Genomic DNA, 16,276 nt, shown 5'->3' on the forward strand with positions numbered 1-16,276 from the left:
GAGTCAGCAGGCCCAGTCTGATTGGAACGATGGCTTTGGCGACGATGCTTGTGGCGCCGTCGTCGATAATTGCCGGAATCGTTGCATTTTGCGGGTTTAGTGCGCAACCGTCACCCGTAAAGTGTCGATGGCCGGGATTTGCTCGCGAAGGGGCCGGCACTCCCACCACACCATCCTGCAGTCAGGTGAGCGATTGCTGTGGCAACACCACTGAGGGATGCTCCGGCACCACATCATCCGCCGGCTCGCGCTTGGGCAACAAAACCTGCTGTGGATAAGTCTGCGCGAAATGCACCCAAGGGCTGTTATCCACAAGTTTTTTCAAGCGCTGGTTGAACGCCCGGCTCACCGCGTATTGCCCGCCCGACACCGTGCGGAACTGCGCCGTCAGCACTACGCCGTTGAGATCCATCTTGTCCACGCCAAACACATCCAGCGGCCCTTGCAGGTTGTACTTGAGGAACGGGTCTTCGCGGATCGAATCGCCAGTCTCGCGGATCAGCTCGATCGCCTTTTCCACATCCGTGTCGTAGGTGAATTGCACCGAGAAGAACGCATAGGCGAACTGCCGCGATTGGTTGGTGACAGCCTTGATCTGGCCAAACGGCACCGAGTGGACAAAGCCCTTGCCGTCACGCAGGCGCAGGGTGCGAATGGTCAGCCCTTCCACCGTGCCGGCATGCCCGGAATCGAGCACCACCCAATCGCCGATCGACAGGGTGTCTTCGATGATGATGAACAAACCGGTGATCACATCCTGAACCAGCTGTTGCGAACCGAAACCGATGGCCAGACCGACCACCCCGGCACCTGCCAGCAGCGGCGCCACATTGATCCCCAGGTTGGCCATGGTGGTGATCGCGCAGATCACCACGAGGATGATTTTGATCGCATTGCGCAGCAGCGGCAGGATGGTTTTCACCCTTGTGCTGGGCTGGCGCGCCGCGCGTTTGCTGACCGGTGGTTTCAGCGCTTCCTGAATCGCCGTGTCGAGCACCACCCACAACAGCCACGTCACAAGGAAGATCAGGCCGATACTGCTCAGGGCATTGCTGATCGCCCGGCCGACCGTGCTGCTCTGGGCGAAATCGAGCAGCGACACGCCCCAGATCCGCCCGAGGATATCGATGAAGGCTATCGCGATGACGATCCGCAGCAAGGCATGCAAGAGACTGAGAAAACGCTCCTTGTAAGCGCTGCTGCGCTGGATCGCTTCGGCTTTTCGCGACTTGAACAGGTGTTGCAGGATTGTGCTGAGAAACACCGTACCGATCAGCAGCACGGTGGTGAACAGCGCGCAGCGCAGGGCCTTTTGATTGTCCTCGCCGATACCGATCAGATTGACCGCCGACACCAGCACCATCAACACGATGGGCCAATACCACAAGCCAGAGAAAATCCGCAGCGACTCCTGCAACGACGGCTGTTTCAGGCGCTGGCTCAGCGGCCGATTACGGATCAGGTGCGCCACCGGACGGCGTAGGCGAATCACCACCAGGCCAAAGATGACCGAGGCAATCAGCCCGGTGAACACCGCAACGCTGCTGGTGATGTTCCCACCCAATTGCCGGGCGATCTGCGGGCTGGTCAGCGCATCGCTGAGGGCGGCGAGGAAACCGATCAGGAACAGCGGTCGCGGGCAATAACGGCGAATGATCCGCGCGGCCGGGCGTTTGTGGCCGACATTGAACATCACCACCACGCACAGCAGCATCGACGTGGAAAAGATGCCGCTGCTGGTCGCGTAGGCAAAACACAGCGCCAGCGCTCGCCCCACCGAGGCTTGCAGAAAGTGGCTGACGTACAACGTCAGTGGTAGGCAGATCAGTGCCGGCACGGTATAGGGCAGCAGGTAGCCGAGCAGATCCTGACTGCGCTGGCGCGTACGAAACCAGCGGCCCTCGCGCAGACGTTTGGCCAACAGGCTGCCGAGCACGGTCAGCAGAGCGAAGCTACCGAGCCAGACACCGGACAACATCAGGAAATCCCCGGCAACGCTCCAGCCCGAACGGTTCGACGGTTGATTGACCAGTTTGTCGACTTCATCGGCGGCGCGGTCAGCACGCAGGCGCCAGGCGTCGACTAGATGTTCGTTGAGGTCGAGTTTGTCTTGTACGTCATCGATGCTCGAACTGATGGCGCCGAGCAGTCCGCCCTGGACAATCGGCTCGGGTTTGGCCGCCTCCTCTGTGGCGGCAGGGAGACCCGGCAGCGCGGCGGCTTCGAGCTCGTTGGCACCGAGAAACAACAATGCTCCCAGCAGAATGGCGATCCTGAACTTGATCAAAACTCCGATCTCCCGTTGGCTGAACCTGTAAGGAACTGATCGGCATTTGCCTGGCAAGTTCAAGATCGCCCTCACCCCAGCCCTCTCCCGGAGGGAGAGGGAGCCGACCGGGTTGTTCTCACGAGGTACATCGACCTGAGCTTCCAACGTCGAACTCAAGTTCCGAAAACAATGAAGATCAGCTCCCTTCCCCCTCGCCCCCTCTGGGGGAGAGGGTTGGGGTGAGGGGGTAGGCCTTTGATCTTTGCGCCCAAGGCAAATATCAAATGCCCTCCTCGGTATTTTTCCGCCCACCGCAAACCCCGACACTGCGCTCAATCCAAACCTACCGGAGTGCCGTCATGCCCATTGCCTTGCTTGCGCTGACTCTCAGCGCATTCGCCATCGGGACGACCGAGTTCGTCATCGTTGGCCTGCTGCCTACCATCGGTGCCGATCTCGGCGTCAGTCTTCCTTCCGCCGGCCTGCTGGTCAGCCTCTACGCACTGGGCGTCGCCATCGGTGCGCCGGTGCTGACCGCGCTCACTGGCAAAGTCCCGCGCAAATTGTTGCTGCTGTCGCTGATGGTGCTGTTCACCCTCGGCAACCTGCTGGCCTGGATGGCGCCAAGTTATGAATCGCTGGTGTTGGCGCGGATCGTCACGGGGCTTGCCCACGGCGTGTTCTTCTCCATTGGCTCGACCATCGCCACCAGCCTGGTGCCGAAGGAAAAAGCTGCCAGCGCGATTGCGATCATGTTCACTGGCCTGACCGTGGCGCTGGTCACTGGCGTCCCACTGGGCACGTTCATCGGCCAGCATTTCGGCTGGCGTGAAACCTTCCTCGCCGTCTCGACGCTGGGTGTGATCGCGTTCATTGGCAGCCTGCTCTACGTGCCGAACAACATTGCCCACAGCAAACCGGCGTCTCTGCTGCAGCAGCTGCAAGTGCTGAAACAACCTCGCCTGCTGCTGGTGTACGCCATGACGGCCATCGGTTACGGCGGCTCGTTCATCGCCTTCACGTTTCTGGCGCCGATCCTTCAGGACATTTCCGGCTTCAGCGCCAGCACCGTCAGTCTGGTGCTGCTGGTCTACGGCGTGTCAGTGGCGGTCGGCAACATCTGGGGCGGCAAACTGGCTGACAAACGTGGGCCGATCAGTGCGCTGAAAATCATCTTCGCCCTGCTCGCGGCGGTGTTGTTCGTGCTCACCTTCACTGCCGGCAATCCTTGGCTGGCGTTGGCAACGGTGCTGGTCTGGGGCGCAGTGGCGTTCGGCAACGTGCCGGGCTTGCAGGTGTATGTGGTGCGTCAGGCTGAACATCACACCCCGAATGCGGTGGATGTGGCGTCGGGGCTGAATATTGCTGCGTTCAATCTGGGGATTGCCGGCGGTGCGTGGGGGGGTGGCTTGATCGTCGAGCACATTGGCCTGATTCATACCGCGTGGATTGGTGGTCTGGTAGTGTTGGTGGCGCTGGCCCTCACCGCGTGGAGCGGTCGCCTCGACCGCCTCGGCCCGACCTATGCCGAAAGCTCCGAGCGCATCGTCACTGGCCACTGATTCAACACCAATCCCTTGTGGGGGCGAGCCTGCTCGCTCCGACTGTTGGTTTTGTGGTGGTTTCTTGAATATGTACCGTCCGTAACGCCATCGAAACTTTCCCGAACCGCCCGCAGTCATCAACAGACAGAGGCTGTACGGGGACTTTCGACGGGAGGGCGGCATGGCAACGATTCATATCGGTACTTTCGACTGGCGCTACGCCCATGAACACGACAATCCGCACGGCGAATCCGCTGGCGAAAGAGCGCAGGCATGAGCATTTCAGAACCGGTCGGCTTCACCGACGAAGGCTCCGTCGTAGCGCCATCTGTGCGTACTTTCACTGTGCTGACGGTCAACACCCACAAGGGCTTCACCGCGCTCAACCGGCGTTTCATCCTGCCGGAGCTGCGTGAAGCGGTGCGTAGCGTGGCTGCTGACGTGGTGTTCCTTCAGGAAGTCCACGGCACCCACGAACACCATCCCAAGCGCTACACCAATTGGCCGACGATGCCGCAGTACGAGTTTCTTGCCGACAGCCTCTGGCCGCAGTTCGCCTATGGGCGCAACGCCGTATACCCGGACGGCGATCACGGCAATGCCCTGCTGTCGAAATTCCAGATCATTCGCCACGACAACCTCGACGTTTCGATCAGCGGCCATGAAAACCGTGGCCTGCTCCACTGCGTGCTGCGCCTGCCCGGCGACGGCGTCGAGGTGCATGCGATTTGTGTGCATCTGGGCCTGCGCGAAAGCCACCGCAACGCTCAGTTGAAACTGCTCGGCCAACGCCTCGCCGAGCTGCCCGATGACGCACCGGTGATCGTAGCCGGAGACTTCAACGACTGGCGCCAGCGTGCCGACGCACTGCTCAAGCCTTGCGGTCTGCGTGAAGTATTCGCCGAACATCACGGCAAGCCGGCGCGCAGTTTTCCGGCGCGTCTGCCGACCCTGCGACTGGACCGTATCTACGTGCGCAACCTCAAGGCCAGCCAGCCGAAAGTCCTGTCCAACCGGCCCTGGTCCCACCTTTCCGACCACGCACCGTTATCGGTGGAGATCGAACTATGAGCAGCGCACCGCTGGAGAAGTCCGCCGTAGAACCGATGACCGTCAACCCGCCGATACGCGAGCCCGGCCACGTTGCTGTCGAATATGGCTGGCAGGGCAACAACCGGGTCGAGCTGCTGGAAAACGGCGAGGAGTATTTCCCGCGAGTGTTCGCTGCAATGCGGGCGGCGAAAAGCGAGATTCTGCTGGAGACCTTTATCGTTTTCGAAGACAAGGTCGGCCAGGAGTTGCAGGAGATCCTGATCGACGCCGCCCGTCGCGGCGTGCGCACGACCGTCAGCCTCGATGGCTTCGGTTGTGGCGAGCTGACCACCGGTTATCTCGCCGCCCTGAGCGAAGCCGGCGTACATCTGCAGATGTTTGATCCCGCCCCCAAACATTTGGGCATTCGCACCAACTGGTTCCGCCGCTTGCATCGCAAGATCGTGGTGGTCGACGGCATGATCGCGTTCATTGGCGGGATCAATTTTTCCGGCGACCATTTGTTGGATTTCGGACCGGAAGCCAAACAGGACTACTCGGTGGAGGTTCAAGGCCCGGCGGTGGCCGATATCCACCATTTCGCCCTGCTGCAAAGTGGTCGCCCCGGTCGGGCACGGTTCTGGTGGCAACGCCGGCGCCAGCGTCGCGCCGAAATGGCTGTCACCGATCACGACGGGCAGGTGCGCCTGGTGTTTCGCGACAACGATCAGCACAACACCGATATCGAAGACGTGTACTTGCAGGTGCTGCGCCGCGCCAAACGGCGGGTGGTGATTGCCAACGCTTATTTCTTCCCCGGCTATCGTTTGTTGCGCGAGATCCGCAACGCCGCCCGGCGCGGTGTTGATGTGCGGCTGATCCTGCAAGGCCAGCCGGACATGCTGGTGGCCAAACTCGCCGCGCGCATGACCTATGACTATTTGCTCAAGGCCGGCGTGCAGATCCACGAATATTGCCAGCGCCCACTGCACGGCAAAGTCGCGCTGGTGGACGACGAGTGGAGCACCGTAGGCTCGAGCAATCTCGACCCGCTGAGCCTGTCGCTGAACCTGGAAGCCAACGTGCTGATCCGCGACCGCGCTTTCAATCAGGAACTGTTCCGGCGCCTCGAAGACCTCAGCCAAAACCACTGCAAAGCCATGGACGCCGGCAAGTCGCCCCGCGGACGTATCTGGCACATGACGGTGGGTTTTCTGGTGTTTCACTTTCTGCGGCATTTTCCGGCGATGGCCGGTTGGCTGCCTGCGCACAAACCACGGCTCAAGCCATTTCGAGGTGATCACTCATGAGCCATTCCGAAGCCCCGGCAACCCATCATGCCGCGCCAGCGACGCACTCACGCTGGAGCAAATGGAAACGTCCGCTGACGGCGCTGTTTTTCCTCGCACTGATCGTGCTGCTGACGATGTTCGCCCGTCGTATCGAATGGGCCGAGGTGCTGCAAACCCTCGCCGACTTCAAGGTGCGCACACTGATCATCGCCGCCAGCGTGACCCTGCTGAGCTTTCTCACCTACGCCAGTTTCGACCTGATCGGCCGCACCTATATTCGCCAGGACCTGACCTGGAAGCAGATTCTGCCGGTAGGGATCATCAGCTACGCGTTCAACCTCAACCTCAGCGCCTGGGTCGGCGGCATCGCCATGCGTTATCGGCTGTACTCGCGCCTGGGTGTGAGCAAAGGCAACATCGCCAAAATTCTCGGCCTGAGCCTGGCGACCAACTGGTTTGGCTACATGACCATCGCCGGCGTGGTATTCAGCAGTGGCCTGGTGAGCATGCCGCCGGGCTGGAAAGTCAGCACCACGGCGTTACAAGGCATTGGTGTGTTGTTGCTGTTGATCAGCGCCGGGTATCTCGCCGCGTGCCAATTCTCGAAACGGCGCGAGTGGTCGATTCGCGGTGTGGAGATCAATTTGCCGTCGCTGCGCATGGCGGTGTTGCAACTGTTGCTTGGCGCGTTGAACTGGTCGCTGATGGCGGCGGTGATTTTCACGTTACTGCCGAGCAAACTCGACTATCCGCTGGTGCTCGGCGTGTTGCTGATCAGCGCGATTGCCGGGGTGATCACGCATATTCCGGCGGGGCTTGGCGTGCTCGAAGCGGTGTTCGTCGCGCTGCTGCAACATGAGGCGTCGCGGGGCAGTCTGGTGGCTGGATTGCTGGCGTACCGGGCGATTTATTTTCTGTTGCCGCTGTTGATTACGGTGGTGATGTATCTGCTGGTGGAAGCGAAGGCCAAGTCATTGCGGATCGAGAAAACACCGTCCTGATTCTGTTTTGCAGTTACCGGCCTCTTCGCGAGCAGGCTCGCTCCCACATTTGAAATGCGCCCCCTGTGGGAGCGAGCCTGCTCGCGAAGGCGTCCGAGAGAACACCACAGCCTATGAAGACTGGATAATGCTCAACCGCTCGCCCACCACCATCTCGGTAATCCAGTCGACCAATATCGACGTATACGCCTGCTGCGAAACCGGCTCGCTCAACGCATGGTCCGCCCCGTCGATGATCCGGTGGGTCAGCGAGTGCGTCTGCTGACACGCCGCGCGGTAACTCATGATCGTCGCGTGGGGCACGAAGTCGTCGGTCTCCGATTCCACCAGCAACACATCTCCGGTGAACTGTGAACACGCATGCAGCGCCCGATTGCTGTCGGCGCGTATCAGCGTGCCGCGATAATCGCGCAGGTCAGCCTTGTCCAGTTCACGCTTGGGCGTGTGCCATTGTTCGTCGCGGTACAGCGCCGGCACCCGCAACGCCAGCCAGCGCACCGGGCGTAAAGACGTGAGGATGGAAGCCAGATAACCGCCATAACTGGTGCCGACCACGGCAATCGCTGACGTGTCGAGTGCCGGGTGTGAGAGCAGGCGATCGTAAGCCGCCAGCAGATCACGCAGATTATCTTCGCGGCTGACCCGAGTTAGCGGTATCCCGGTGCCGCCCGTGTGGCCGCGCAAGTCGAAGGTCAGACACACACAGCCGAGACCGGCGATGCCTTTGGCTCGCTCCAGATCCCGCTCCTGGCTACCGCCCCAACCGTGAACAAACAACACCCCCGGCACTTTCGATTTGGGACTGAGAAATGTCCCGCTCATCTGTTCATCATCAATGTCGATTTGAATGCTTTCGCTTCTAGCCGTCATAGGATTTGACCGTTACGTATTTAAGGAGAAATTCGCTGTTCTCGGCCGGGCCGCGATACACCTCGATGGCATCCGCCGGCAGCGGCTGATCGATATAGGTTTCCACCGAAGACACGCGAATCGCGCGCATCGTCGGGTCGTTGACGAAGCTTTGCAGCGCCGCCACTTCCGCGCTGCTGGCGCCGCCCATGCGCCAGGATTGTTCGAGTACGCCGCTGCGGGTTTTGCCGTTGCTGTCCAGCCCTTGGGCAATGTCGTAGTTGCGGCGCGAGGCATAAAAGCGTGGATAGGCTTCATTGGCAGCGTTATCGAAAACCTGCGCCTGCTCGATAGCCAAACGCACATCGTCTGGCAGATCCAGCGCCAGCAGATCTTCATAACCGCCCTGCACCACCAACAGATTCGACCCGCCGTAGACGTCTTCGCCGTGAGCATCCTCGGTCAAGTATTGATCACCGCAGTAGCTCAGCACTTTATCGCCGATGAATGACTGGCCGACGCTGTGGGTGATGACTTCGCTTAAATCCTGCTCCAGCACCACGCCTTCGCGGAACAGCTTTTCAGCTTCGGGGCGGGCAAGGATTTCGTCGAAGGCGTCGAGGCTCTTGATCACTTCCTGACCACGACCGGCGCAGGCGTGAATCGGCTTCAAGCGGATCGGCCCCCTGTACAGCAAATGCTCGGCGGCGGGCCGCGCATCGTCGAGGGCAAACACGCTCAAACCGTCAAGCACAACGTTGCGCACGCGCTCGGAAAACAGCGGCGACCAGCCCTGTGGCGCGTGGGCCTGTTGGCTACGCAAGCCGTGGCTGATGGCTTTGGTGCAGATGAAATCATGCTCGACATAGCCACCCCACAAATCATCCGGGCCTTTGATGCCCAATTCGTGAGCATGAGCGGCGCCGACAATGGTTTGCGTCGGTAACAGATAGAGGTCACGGTCGCGATGTTTCTCGGGGTTATAGCTGCCACCGAACTTGAACCCGAGAATCTGCGCCAGCCAGCGGGCCAGGGCTTTGTTGGTTTGCACTTCGTGCTGCGGCGCGTCGTTGCGCACGGAGTGAGCGACGACGGTTTTCTTGCGGGGTGTCGGGGTCATGCGTTCCCCCTTTCAGCAGCGCGGTGAATGTAGAAGGGAAAGGTGCAGAGATCAGGCCAACGGCAGGATCGGGAAAATGTTCGGTTAATCAGTCGTTTGCCGAAATCGTGCTGGCATCAAGCCTGTTTCAATCTGCACGACCGGGCGCAAAACCCCGGCAATTTGCACGATCCCCGGCATCACGCCGCTCCCACAGGGATATGCATTGCCGGGACTACCGGGTTAAACCAAACCGCCCCCGATAATCACTCGGCGCCAACCCGGTAATCTTCTTGAAGATCGCCCGGAACGCCCCCGGGTCCTGATAGCCCACCGTCCACGCAATGTGATCAATCGTGCCATTGGTGAACTCGAGCATTTCCCGCGCCTTACCCACTCGCAGATGCTGACAATATTCGGTCGGTTTCAACCCGGTCGCCGCGCGGAATCGGCGCAGGAATGTCCGCTCCTCCAGCCCCGCGCGCTCAGCCATCGCAGCCAATGAAACGTCCGTAGCGCCAGTGCCTTGCAACCAATGTTGAACCTTGAGAATGGCTGCATCGCCGTGACTGAGGATCGGTGCAAAATTACTCCCGCAGGCACTGGCGCTGTCGCTGTGTTCAACCACCAGAAACCGCGCAGTGCCAGTGGCGATGCTCGGCCCGAGCAGACGATCGACCAGGCGCAACCCCAACTCAGACCAGGCCATCAGTCCGGCGGTGGTGATCAGGTCGCCGTCATCGACAATCGGTGTGTCGGCCTTGAGCTTGATCTTCGGATAACGTTCGGCGAAGTCCTTGGCCGACGTCCAGTGCGTGGTGGCGCTGCGGCCGTCGAGCAGACCGCTTTCGGCCAGCAGCCACGAACCGACACAGACACCGCCCAACGTCGCGCCGCCTGCATGCTGTTCGCGCAGCCATTGCGCCAGGCTGGCTGGCATTTGCGCCGAGGAAAACCCGGCGATGGACGGCGGAATCAGCACCGCCAGCAAACCACTGTCGACACCCGGACAACTCTCGAAAACCCGCGCCGGTGCCTGATCGCCGTCGACGTGCCAATGACTGACCCGCAGCAACGGCAACTGCGCAGACTGATGCTCCGCAGCAATCCGGTTGGCTACCGCGAACAGGTCGGTCAGGCCATGCACCGCCGCCATTTGCGCACCGGGATAAATCAGCACGCCCAGTTCGGCGATGGCAGCCCTTTCTGCGCCCATTGTCAGTTTTCCCCTGTCTATTGTCGGTGCGGCCAATCCTCGAATCGCTGGTAAGCGCCAATACTGAAGCCACTTCCAGCCAATCCATCGAGGACACACCCATGGCCAAGCAAGCGCTCATCGTAGTCGATATCCAGAACGACTACTTCCCCCAAGGCAAGTGGCCGCTGGCAGGTGCCGACGCCGCCGCCGACAACGCCGCACGACTGATCGCAGCCTTCCGCGAAGCCGGCGATTCGGTGGTGCATATCCGCCACGAATTCACCTCACCCGACGCACCGTTTTTCACTCCAGGTTCCGACGGCGCCAAGCTGCATCCGAAAGTGCTCAACCGCGCCGACGAACCCGTGGTGCTCAAGCATTTCGTCAACTCGTTCCGCGAAACCGAGTTGCAATCAATCCTCGACGAACAAGGCATCAAGGAGCTGGTGGTGGTCGGCAGCATGAGCCACATGTGCGTCGACGGCATCACCCGTGCAGGCGCGGATCTGGGTTATGCAGTGACGGTGATTCATGATGCCTGCGCCAGCCGCGATCTGGAGTTCAACGGCCTCACAGTGCCGGCGGCGCACGTCCATGCAGCTTTCATGTCGGCACTGGGTTTTGCCTACGCCAGCGTGATCTCAACCGACGAGTTCCTTCAACGCTGAGCCACCGCGAAACACTTTGCAAAAACCTGCGCCCGCCCCGTTGCGGGCGTTTTTGCATGCGCCGAAAAAATCTCACGCGTGAGCCATTGATGGCACTTTGAATTGGTTGTAGTGTGGCCCACGCGTGAGATGTTCATAACGGAGTCACTGCCATGAAAAGCCACTCCCCTGCTTCAGCGTCAGCAAGTCCAAAGGGAGAGCGCTCGAAACCGTCCGCGAAAAAACCGTCGAGCTTTTATATGAAGCAGATGCGCGCGGGCCTGGCCGCTGCCGGTTATGTGAAACACGAAACTTGGGTGCTTCCGGAAAACCGAAGCTTGCTCAAGCAAATGGAGCAACAGCTACGCCAACCGATTCTGGCTGGCTCATTCATGTCGGAGAATTACATGAGCGCAGGCAACAACTGGAACATCGATAGCCTCTTCAACGCCCTCAAGGCACTGGACGAGGTGGCTTCGCAGGAGATCACACTGTCTCTGATCCAGAGCTCCGAACCCAGCATCAAGCTGGAAATGAACGAATTCGGCGGTCTGCCGATTCACATCGCCCTGGCCGGTCAGCAGATCATCGTCGACACCGTGCTGGTAGACATCGATTCGATCACCGACGTGCGCGCCTTCAACGATGCCGTGCTGCGCAGCCGTGAAATGTTCCCGCTGTCGTCGATCGGTATTGAGTCGATGCCGAACGGGCAGACCGTTTACAACATGTTTGGCGCCCTCAGCGCCGACTCGAGCCTGACCAACGTCGTCACCGAGGTGAAAACCCTGGTCGACAACGTGCAGCGCGCGAGCGAAGCCTTCGAACACTTCTTCAAGTAATCAACAGGGAATATCCAATGACTCAGTCCATCTGGAGCAAGTTGTTCACCGCACTGCGCGGCGGCGCCAATGAAGTCGGCGAAAGCATCGTCGACCAACAGGCCCTGCGTATCCTCGACCAGGAAATCCGCGACGCCGACACCGCCCTGTCGAACGCCCGTCGTGAACTGGTCACCATCATGGCCAAGCACAAACTGGCCGCCGACCGCGTGAGCGAGTACGACGCCAAGATCAAAGACCTGGAAGCCAAAGCTGTTTCGGCCCTGAATGCCGGCCGTGAAGACTTGGCGATGGAAGTGGCCGAAGCGATTTCGACACTGACCAACGACCTGACCGCCGAGAAAAAGCTGAGCGACGAATTCGGCACCTACGCCGACAACATGCGCAAAGACATCAACAAGGCCGAAGCCCGCATCAAGAGCCTGCGCCAGCAAGTGGACATGGCCAAGGCCCGTGACAGCGTGCAGAAGGCCCAGGTCAGCGCGTCCATCGCCAGCGGCGGCGCCAACGGCAAACTGGAAACCGCCGTCGGCACCCTGAATCGTCTGCAAGCCAAACAGCAGCAACGTGCGGCAGAGCTGAGCGCGGCAGACGAACTGGCTGATGCCTCGACCGGCAACGACCTGGACCGCAAACTGCGCGACGCCGGGATCACGCCGAACGAAGGCAGCGCCAATGCGATTCTTGAGCGTCTGAAGCAGAAGTCGACTCAGTAACACCGTTCCCCGTGTAGGAGCTGCCGAAGGCTGCGATCTTTTGATCTGGATTCAAGATCAAAAGATCGCAGCCTTCGGCAGCTCCTACATGGTTTTCAGCACCCACAACATATGCATTTTGCCTGCTCGTTCACCGCGCAGCCCGGTACACTAGCGACGTTTTTTTGCCGACGAACACCTCCACCCGCTTCAAGGAACGTACCCATGGGATGGTTTAAAGATTTGCTGGGCACCAGCAACTGGCAGAACGCTTCGCCAACGCCGACCGTTGCCAGCGGCCCACTCGGGATGGCGCAAGGCAAAGGTGTCAGGTTCGATACGACTCTGGCGCTGCTGCTTGATGGCTCGACCTCGGTGCGTGTGCCCTTCGATCAGGCGATCTGGAGCGCCGGCTGGGTCGACCTCGGCCAGTCCAACAAGCTGCACCGCTATTACATGAACGACGAGGATTTCTGGGTACAGATCCACGTCACCGGCGACGACCAGGTCGAATCGGTCACGCTGTTCAACTATATCGGTTACGTGACGGTCAACAGCGACGCCGAACTTCAGCGCCTCGCTGGCCCGAGCAGTCAGATCGGTTTGCCGACCTACACCCACGAAGGTGTCGAATACACCCGCGAATGGGGCACCGAACAGGGCCAGACCGAGCTGGTTCCAATGACCGAACAAGTGGTCAATCCGGACGAGAGCTACACCATCGCACACCATTCGATGCTCTATGCACGCGAAACCGGCCTGACCGATCGCCGCGAACTGCTGCTGTTTTCCGTCGAGCAGGACGAAGAAGGCACCGTCAGCCTGAGCACCTCACTGGGCATCTCGCTGTACACGACTGACCTGAGTACCATTTAAATAAGGAAGTTTTTCATGCTGGAAGTTCTGGCCGTTTCCCTGAACAAAACCGCGTTGACCGGTTTCGTCGTCTACCTGATCGGCGCCGTGCTGCTGTTCATGCTGTTTCAGTTCGTCTACACCCGCGTCACCCCGCACAAAGAGTTCGAGCTGATTCGTTCCGGCAACACGGCCGCTGCCGTTGCGCTGGCCGGTGCAATCATCGGTTTCGCCATTCCCGCCAGTAACGTGATTGCCTTTTCGGTCAACGTTGTCGACTTCGTGGTTTGGGCGGTGATCGCCGCAGTGGTGCAACTGCTGGCGTTCCTTGGCACGACCCTGGTGCTTAAAGGTACTTCGCAGCGCATCGCCAACGGTGAAATCGCTGCTGGCATCTACGTCGCCGCCGTAGCGATTAGCGTCGGCATGCTCAACGCTGCGTGCATGACGCCGTCCAACTGACCGGCAGGAAGCCTTAGATGAAACGAAGTAAATACGTTCAGTTGTCCCTCGCAGCGTCGGTGGCCATGGCCATTTCCGGTGAAGCGGCGGCAGTGGATCAGCCGCGCAACTTCCAGAGCGTGGAACAGTGCGTCGATGCCGAAGTCGCCGCTGATGTTTGCTCGAATGCCTACGTGGCGGCCTTGACCGAACACCGGCGCATCGCCCCGGCGTATGACGACAAGGCCAAGTGCGACGCGGATTTCGCCGCTGATTGGTGCCAGAAGAATTCCGACGGCCGCTTCGTGCCGAAACTCGGTGGCTTCAAAGTGCCGCAGCCCGGTGAAGCCGCGCAAAATCTCGATGCCATCGCCGACGCGCAGATGCCAGCGGGTGACACAACATCCAGCAACGCGGCCCAAAGCACTTCGCACTACTCCGGTGGTGGGGGCGGCGGCAATGGCATGTTGACCGGATGGCTGATCGGCAATGCGATGAGCAACAACCAGAACCGCACGGTTTACCGCGACCGTGATACGCGCCAGACCTACAACACCTCCACGCAGTACCGCAAAATCGAATCGGCGCCTCGCAGCCAACCCGACTACGAGAGCAGCAAAAGCAAACCGGTCAACGTCGCCTCGTCGACTTCCCGTGGCGGCTTCGGCAGCCAGTCCAGCGCCCGCAGTGGTTGGGGGGGCTGGGGCAGCAGTTCCGGTCGCTCGAGCAGCTGACGATGAAAAAGATCCTCTGCGCCGAGCGCCCCGACTGGAAACACACGGCCGAGAGCCTCGGCTTCATGTTCCACACCATCGACGACGAGCCGTACTGGGACGAAAGCGCTTACTACCAGTTCACACTCGCGCAGATCGAAAACGATCTCGAGGACCCGACCACCGAACTGCACGAGATGTGCATGGACCTGGTCGACCGCGTGGTGCACAGCGAAGAACTGCTGGATCGCCTGAGCATTCCTGCTGCGTACTACGACATGATCCGCACGTCCTGGCTGGAAGGTCATCCGCATCTGTATGGGCGCATGGACTTTTCCTACAGCGGCAACGGCCCGGCGAAACTGCTGGAGCTCAACTACGACACGCCGACCAGCCTCTACGAAGCGGCGGCGTTCCAGTGGGGCTGGCTGGAGCAATGCATTGAGCGCGGCACGCTGCCGCGCCATGCCGACCAGTTCAACAGCATCGACACCAAGCTGCATCAGGCTTTCGCCGAGTTGCAACTCAAGCGTCCGTTCTACTTCGCCTCGATGAAAGACTCGGTCGAAGACAAGGGCACCACGGACTACCTGAGACTGATAGCGGAAAAAGTCGGCATCGAATCACGCCACATCGACATTGAAGACATTGGTTTGACCGCCGATGGACGCTTCGTCGATCTGCAGGATCGCTGGATCCCTCACCTGTTCAAGCTGCACGCCTGGGAGTTCATCTTCCAGGAACCGTTCGGCGCGGCGATTGCCGAATGCGACACGCAGTTTTTCGAGCCGGCGTGGAAGGCGATCCTGTCGAACAAAGGCGCGTTGCCCTTGCTGTGGGAACTGCACAAGGGCCATCCGAATCTGCTCGCGGCGCATCTCGACCCGAATCCGGCCAGCGCCGTGCCCAAGGGCTGGGTGCGCAAACCGTATTTTTCCCGGGAAGGTGCCAACATCGAACTGCAAACGGCGGAAGGTCTGATCGTCAAAGAAGACGGGCCCTACACCGATGCGCCATTTATCCTGCAGGAGTTTGCGCCATTGCCGAAGTTCGATGCCAGCTACACGCTGATCGGTTCTTGGGTAATCGGCGATCAGGCCGCGGGAATTGGTGTGCGTGAGGACAACAGTTTGATCACCAAGGATTCGAGCCGGTTTCTGCCGCATCTGATCCTCGACTGAAGATCCATCGCCCACAAAAAAGGCCCGTCGTGTTGAACGACGGGCCTTTTTTGTTCAGAGCGGATGCAGCATCACTCTTCTTTAATACAGCTTAGAACGGAATATCGTCATCGAAGCTGTCGAAATCCGGAGCCGGTTGCGGTGCGGCCTGCTGTGGAGCCGGGGCCGAACGCTGCTGTGGAGCCGATTGCTGCGGGCGCGGAGCCTGCTGACGTGGAGCTGGAGCGGACTGCTGGTAGTTGTTGCCGCCGCCTTGTTGGTCGCCCTGTTGTGGACGGCCGCCGAGCAGTTGCATGGTGCCTTGCATGTCGACCACGATCTCGGTGGTGTAACGCTTGATACCGTCTTTTTCCCACTCACGGGTCTGCAGCTTGCCTTCGATGTAGACCTGCGAACCCTTACGCAGGTATTCGCCAGCGATCTCGGCAACCTTGCCGAACATCGACACACGGTGCCATTCGGTCTTCTCGACCTTCTGACCGGTTTGCTTGTCGGTCCACTGTTCGCTGGTTGCCAGACTCAGGTTGGTCACGGCGTTACCGTTAGGCAGGTAGCGAACTTCGGGATCCTGGCCGCAAGTGCCGACCAATATGACTTTGTTAACCCCACGGGCCATAA

The 16,276-nt window shown here is 60.1% G+C and carries 16 protein-coding genes; 11 read left to right on the forward strand and 5 right to left on the reverse strand.

Features of this window, described 5'->3' with window-relative positions:
• Positions 1 to 181: 181 nt before the first annotated feature.
• Positions 182 to 2,287 carry a mechanosensitive ion channel family protein gene (locus tag ACA074_RS24785; protein WP_497677971.1) on the reverse strand — a complete coding sequence of 702 codons (2,106 nt, stop codon included), beginning with the start codon at positions 2,285 to 2,287 and terminating at the stop codon, positions 182 to 184.
• Between the two features lie 341 nt (positions 2,288 to 2,628).
• Here ACA074_RS24785 and ACA074_RS24790 point away from each other — a divergent pair, with 341 nt between their 5' ends.
• From ACA074_RS24790 to ACA074_RS24805, 4 genes are all read left to right on the forward strand, one after another.
• Positions 2,629 to 3,831, forward strand: a complete 1,203-nt coding sequence (locus tag ACA074_RS24790) for an MFS transporter (protein WP_489879889.1) — start codon at positions 2,629 to 2,631, stop codon at positions 3,829 to 3,831.
• A 255-nt stretch (positions 3,832 to 4,086) separates the two neighbouring features.
• On the forward strand, positions 4,087 to 4,884 hold the full coding sequence (locus ACA074_RS24795; protein WP_401270236.1) for an endonuclease/exonuclease/phosphatase family protein: 798 nt from the start codon (positions 4,087 to 4,089) through the stop codon (positions 4,882 to 4,884).
• Entirely contained in the window at positions 4,881 to 6,155 is a 1,275-nt protein-coding gene (gene clsB / locus ACA074_RS24800; protein WP_401270234.1) for a cardiolipin synthase ClsB, read from the forward strand. The genes ACA074_RS24795 and clsB overlap by 4 nt, the downstream gene beginning before the upstream one ends.
• Complete coding sequence (locus ACA074_RS24805; protein WP_497677972.1) at positions 6,152 to 7,138, forward strand: lysylphosphatidylglycerol synthase domain-containing protein; 987 nt, start codon at positions 6,152 to 6,154, stop codon at positions 7,136 to 7,138. Before clsB ends, ACA074_RS24805 begins: the two co-directional genes overlap by 4 nt.
• 111 nt (positions 7,139 to 7,249) lie before the next feature.
• Here ACA074_RS24805 and ACA074_RS24810 read toward each other — a convergent pair whose 3' ends face one another.
• The 3 genes from ACA074_RS24810 to ACA074_RS24820 all read right to left on the reverse strand — a co-directional run bounded on the left by ACA074_RS24810 (position 7,250) and on the right by ACA074_RS24820 (position 10,302).
• Positions 7,250 to 8,008 carry an alpha/beta hydrolase family protein gene (locus tag ACA074_RS24810; protein ID WP_187678760.1) on the reverse strand — a complete coding sequence of 253 codons (759 nt, stop codon included), beginning with the start codon at positions 8,006 to 8,008 and terminating at the stop codon, positions 7,250 to 7,252.
• On the reverse strand, positions 7,998 to 9,107 hold the full coding sequence (locus tag ACA074_RS24815) for a DUF3182 family protein (protein ID WP_497677973.1): 1,110 nt from the start codon (positions 9,105 to 9,107) through the stop codon (positions 7,998 to 8,000). The genes ACA074_RS24810 and ACA074_RS24815 overlap by 11 nt, the downstream gene beginning before the upstream one ends.
• Before the next feature lie 214 nt (positions 9,108 to 9,321).
• Positions 9,322 to 10,302 (reverse strand): GlxA family transcriptional regulator, encoded by a 981-nt coding sequence (locus ACA074_RS24820; protein ID WP_489879885.1) that lies wholly within the window; start codon positions 10,300 to 10,302, stop codon positions 9,322 to 9,324.
• Between the two features lie 101 nt (positions 10,303 to 10,403).
• On the opposite strand from ACA074_RS24820, the gene ACA074_RS24825 reads away from it, so the two are divergent.
• The 7 genes from ACA074_RS24825 (at position 10,404) to ACA074_RS24855 (ending at position 15,658) form a co-directional block, all read left to right on the forward strand.
• The gene (locus tag ACA074_RS24825) at positions 10,404 to 10,952 is read left to right on the forward strand and encodes a cysteine hydrolase family protein (RefSeq protein ID WP_401270223.1); all 549 of its coding nucleotides are present in this window, start codon (positions 10,404 to 10,406) and stop codon (positions 10,950 to 10,952) included.
• 152 nt (positions 10,953 to 11,104) lie between these two features.
• A complete protein-coding gene (locus ACA074_RS24830; RefSeq protein WP_305440061.1) occupies positions 11,105 to 11,773 on the forward strand; it encodes a YjfI family protein in 669 nt (222 codons plus the stop codon).
• 17 nt (positions 11,774 to 11,790) lie between these two features.
• Positions 11,791 to 12,489: a PspA/IM30 family protein gene (locus ACA074_RS24835; protein ID WP_401270218.1), complete on the forward strand. Its 699-nt coding sequence runs from the start codon at positions 11,791 to 11,793 to the stop codon at positions 12,487 to 12,489.
• A 204-nt stretch (positions 12,490 to 12,693) separates the two neighbouring features.
• Positions 12,694 to 13,344, forward strand: a complete 651-nt coding sequence (locus ACA074_RS24840) for a DUF2491 family protein (RefSeq protein ID WP_497677974.1) — start codon at positions 12,694 to 12,696, stop codon at positions 13,342 to 13,344.
• 15 nt (positions 13,345 to 13,359) lie between these two features.
• Positions 13,360 to 13,785: a DUF350 domain-containing protein gene (locus ACA074_RS24845; protein WP_489879884.1), complete on the forward strand. Its 426-nt coding sequence runs from the start codon at positions 13,360 to 13,362 to the stop codon at positions 13,783 to 13,785.
• A 17-nt stretch (positions 13,786 to 13,802) separates the two neighbouring features.
• Positions 13,803 to 14,498, forward strand: coding sequence for a DUF1190 domain-containing protein (locus tag ACA074_RS24850; protein ID WP_187679991.1), 696 nt, complete (start codon positions 13,803 to 13,805; stop codon positions 14,496 to 14,498).
• 2 nt (positions 14,499 to 14,500) lie between these two features.
• Positions 14,501 to 15,658, forward strand: a complete 1,158-nt coding sequence (locus tag ACA074_RS24855) for a glutathionylspermidine synthase family protein (protein ID WP_497677975.1) — start codon at positions 14,501 to 14,503, stop codon at positions 15,656 to 15,658.
• Positions 15,659 to 15,749: 91 nt separating this feature from the next.
• Here ACA074_RS24855 and ACA074_RS24860 read toward each other — a convergent pair whose 3' ends face one another.
• Positions 15,750 to 16,274, reverse strand: coding sequence for a single-stranded DNA-binding protein (locus ACA074_RS24860; RefSeq protein WP_008081898.1), 525 nt, complete (start codon positions 16,272 to 16,274; stop codon positions 15,750 to 15,752).
• Positions 16,275 to 16,276 lie beyond the last annotated feature (2 nt).

Source organism: Pseudomonas sp. LBUM1655, from assembly GCF_059716085.1.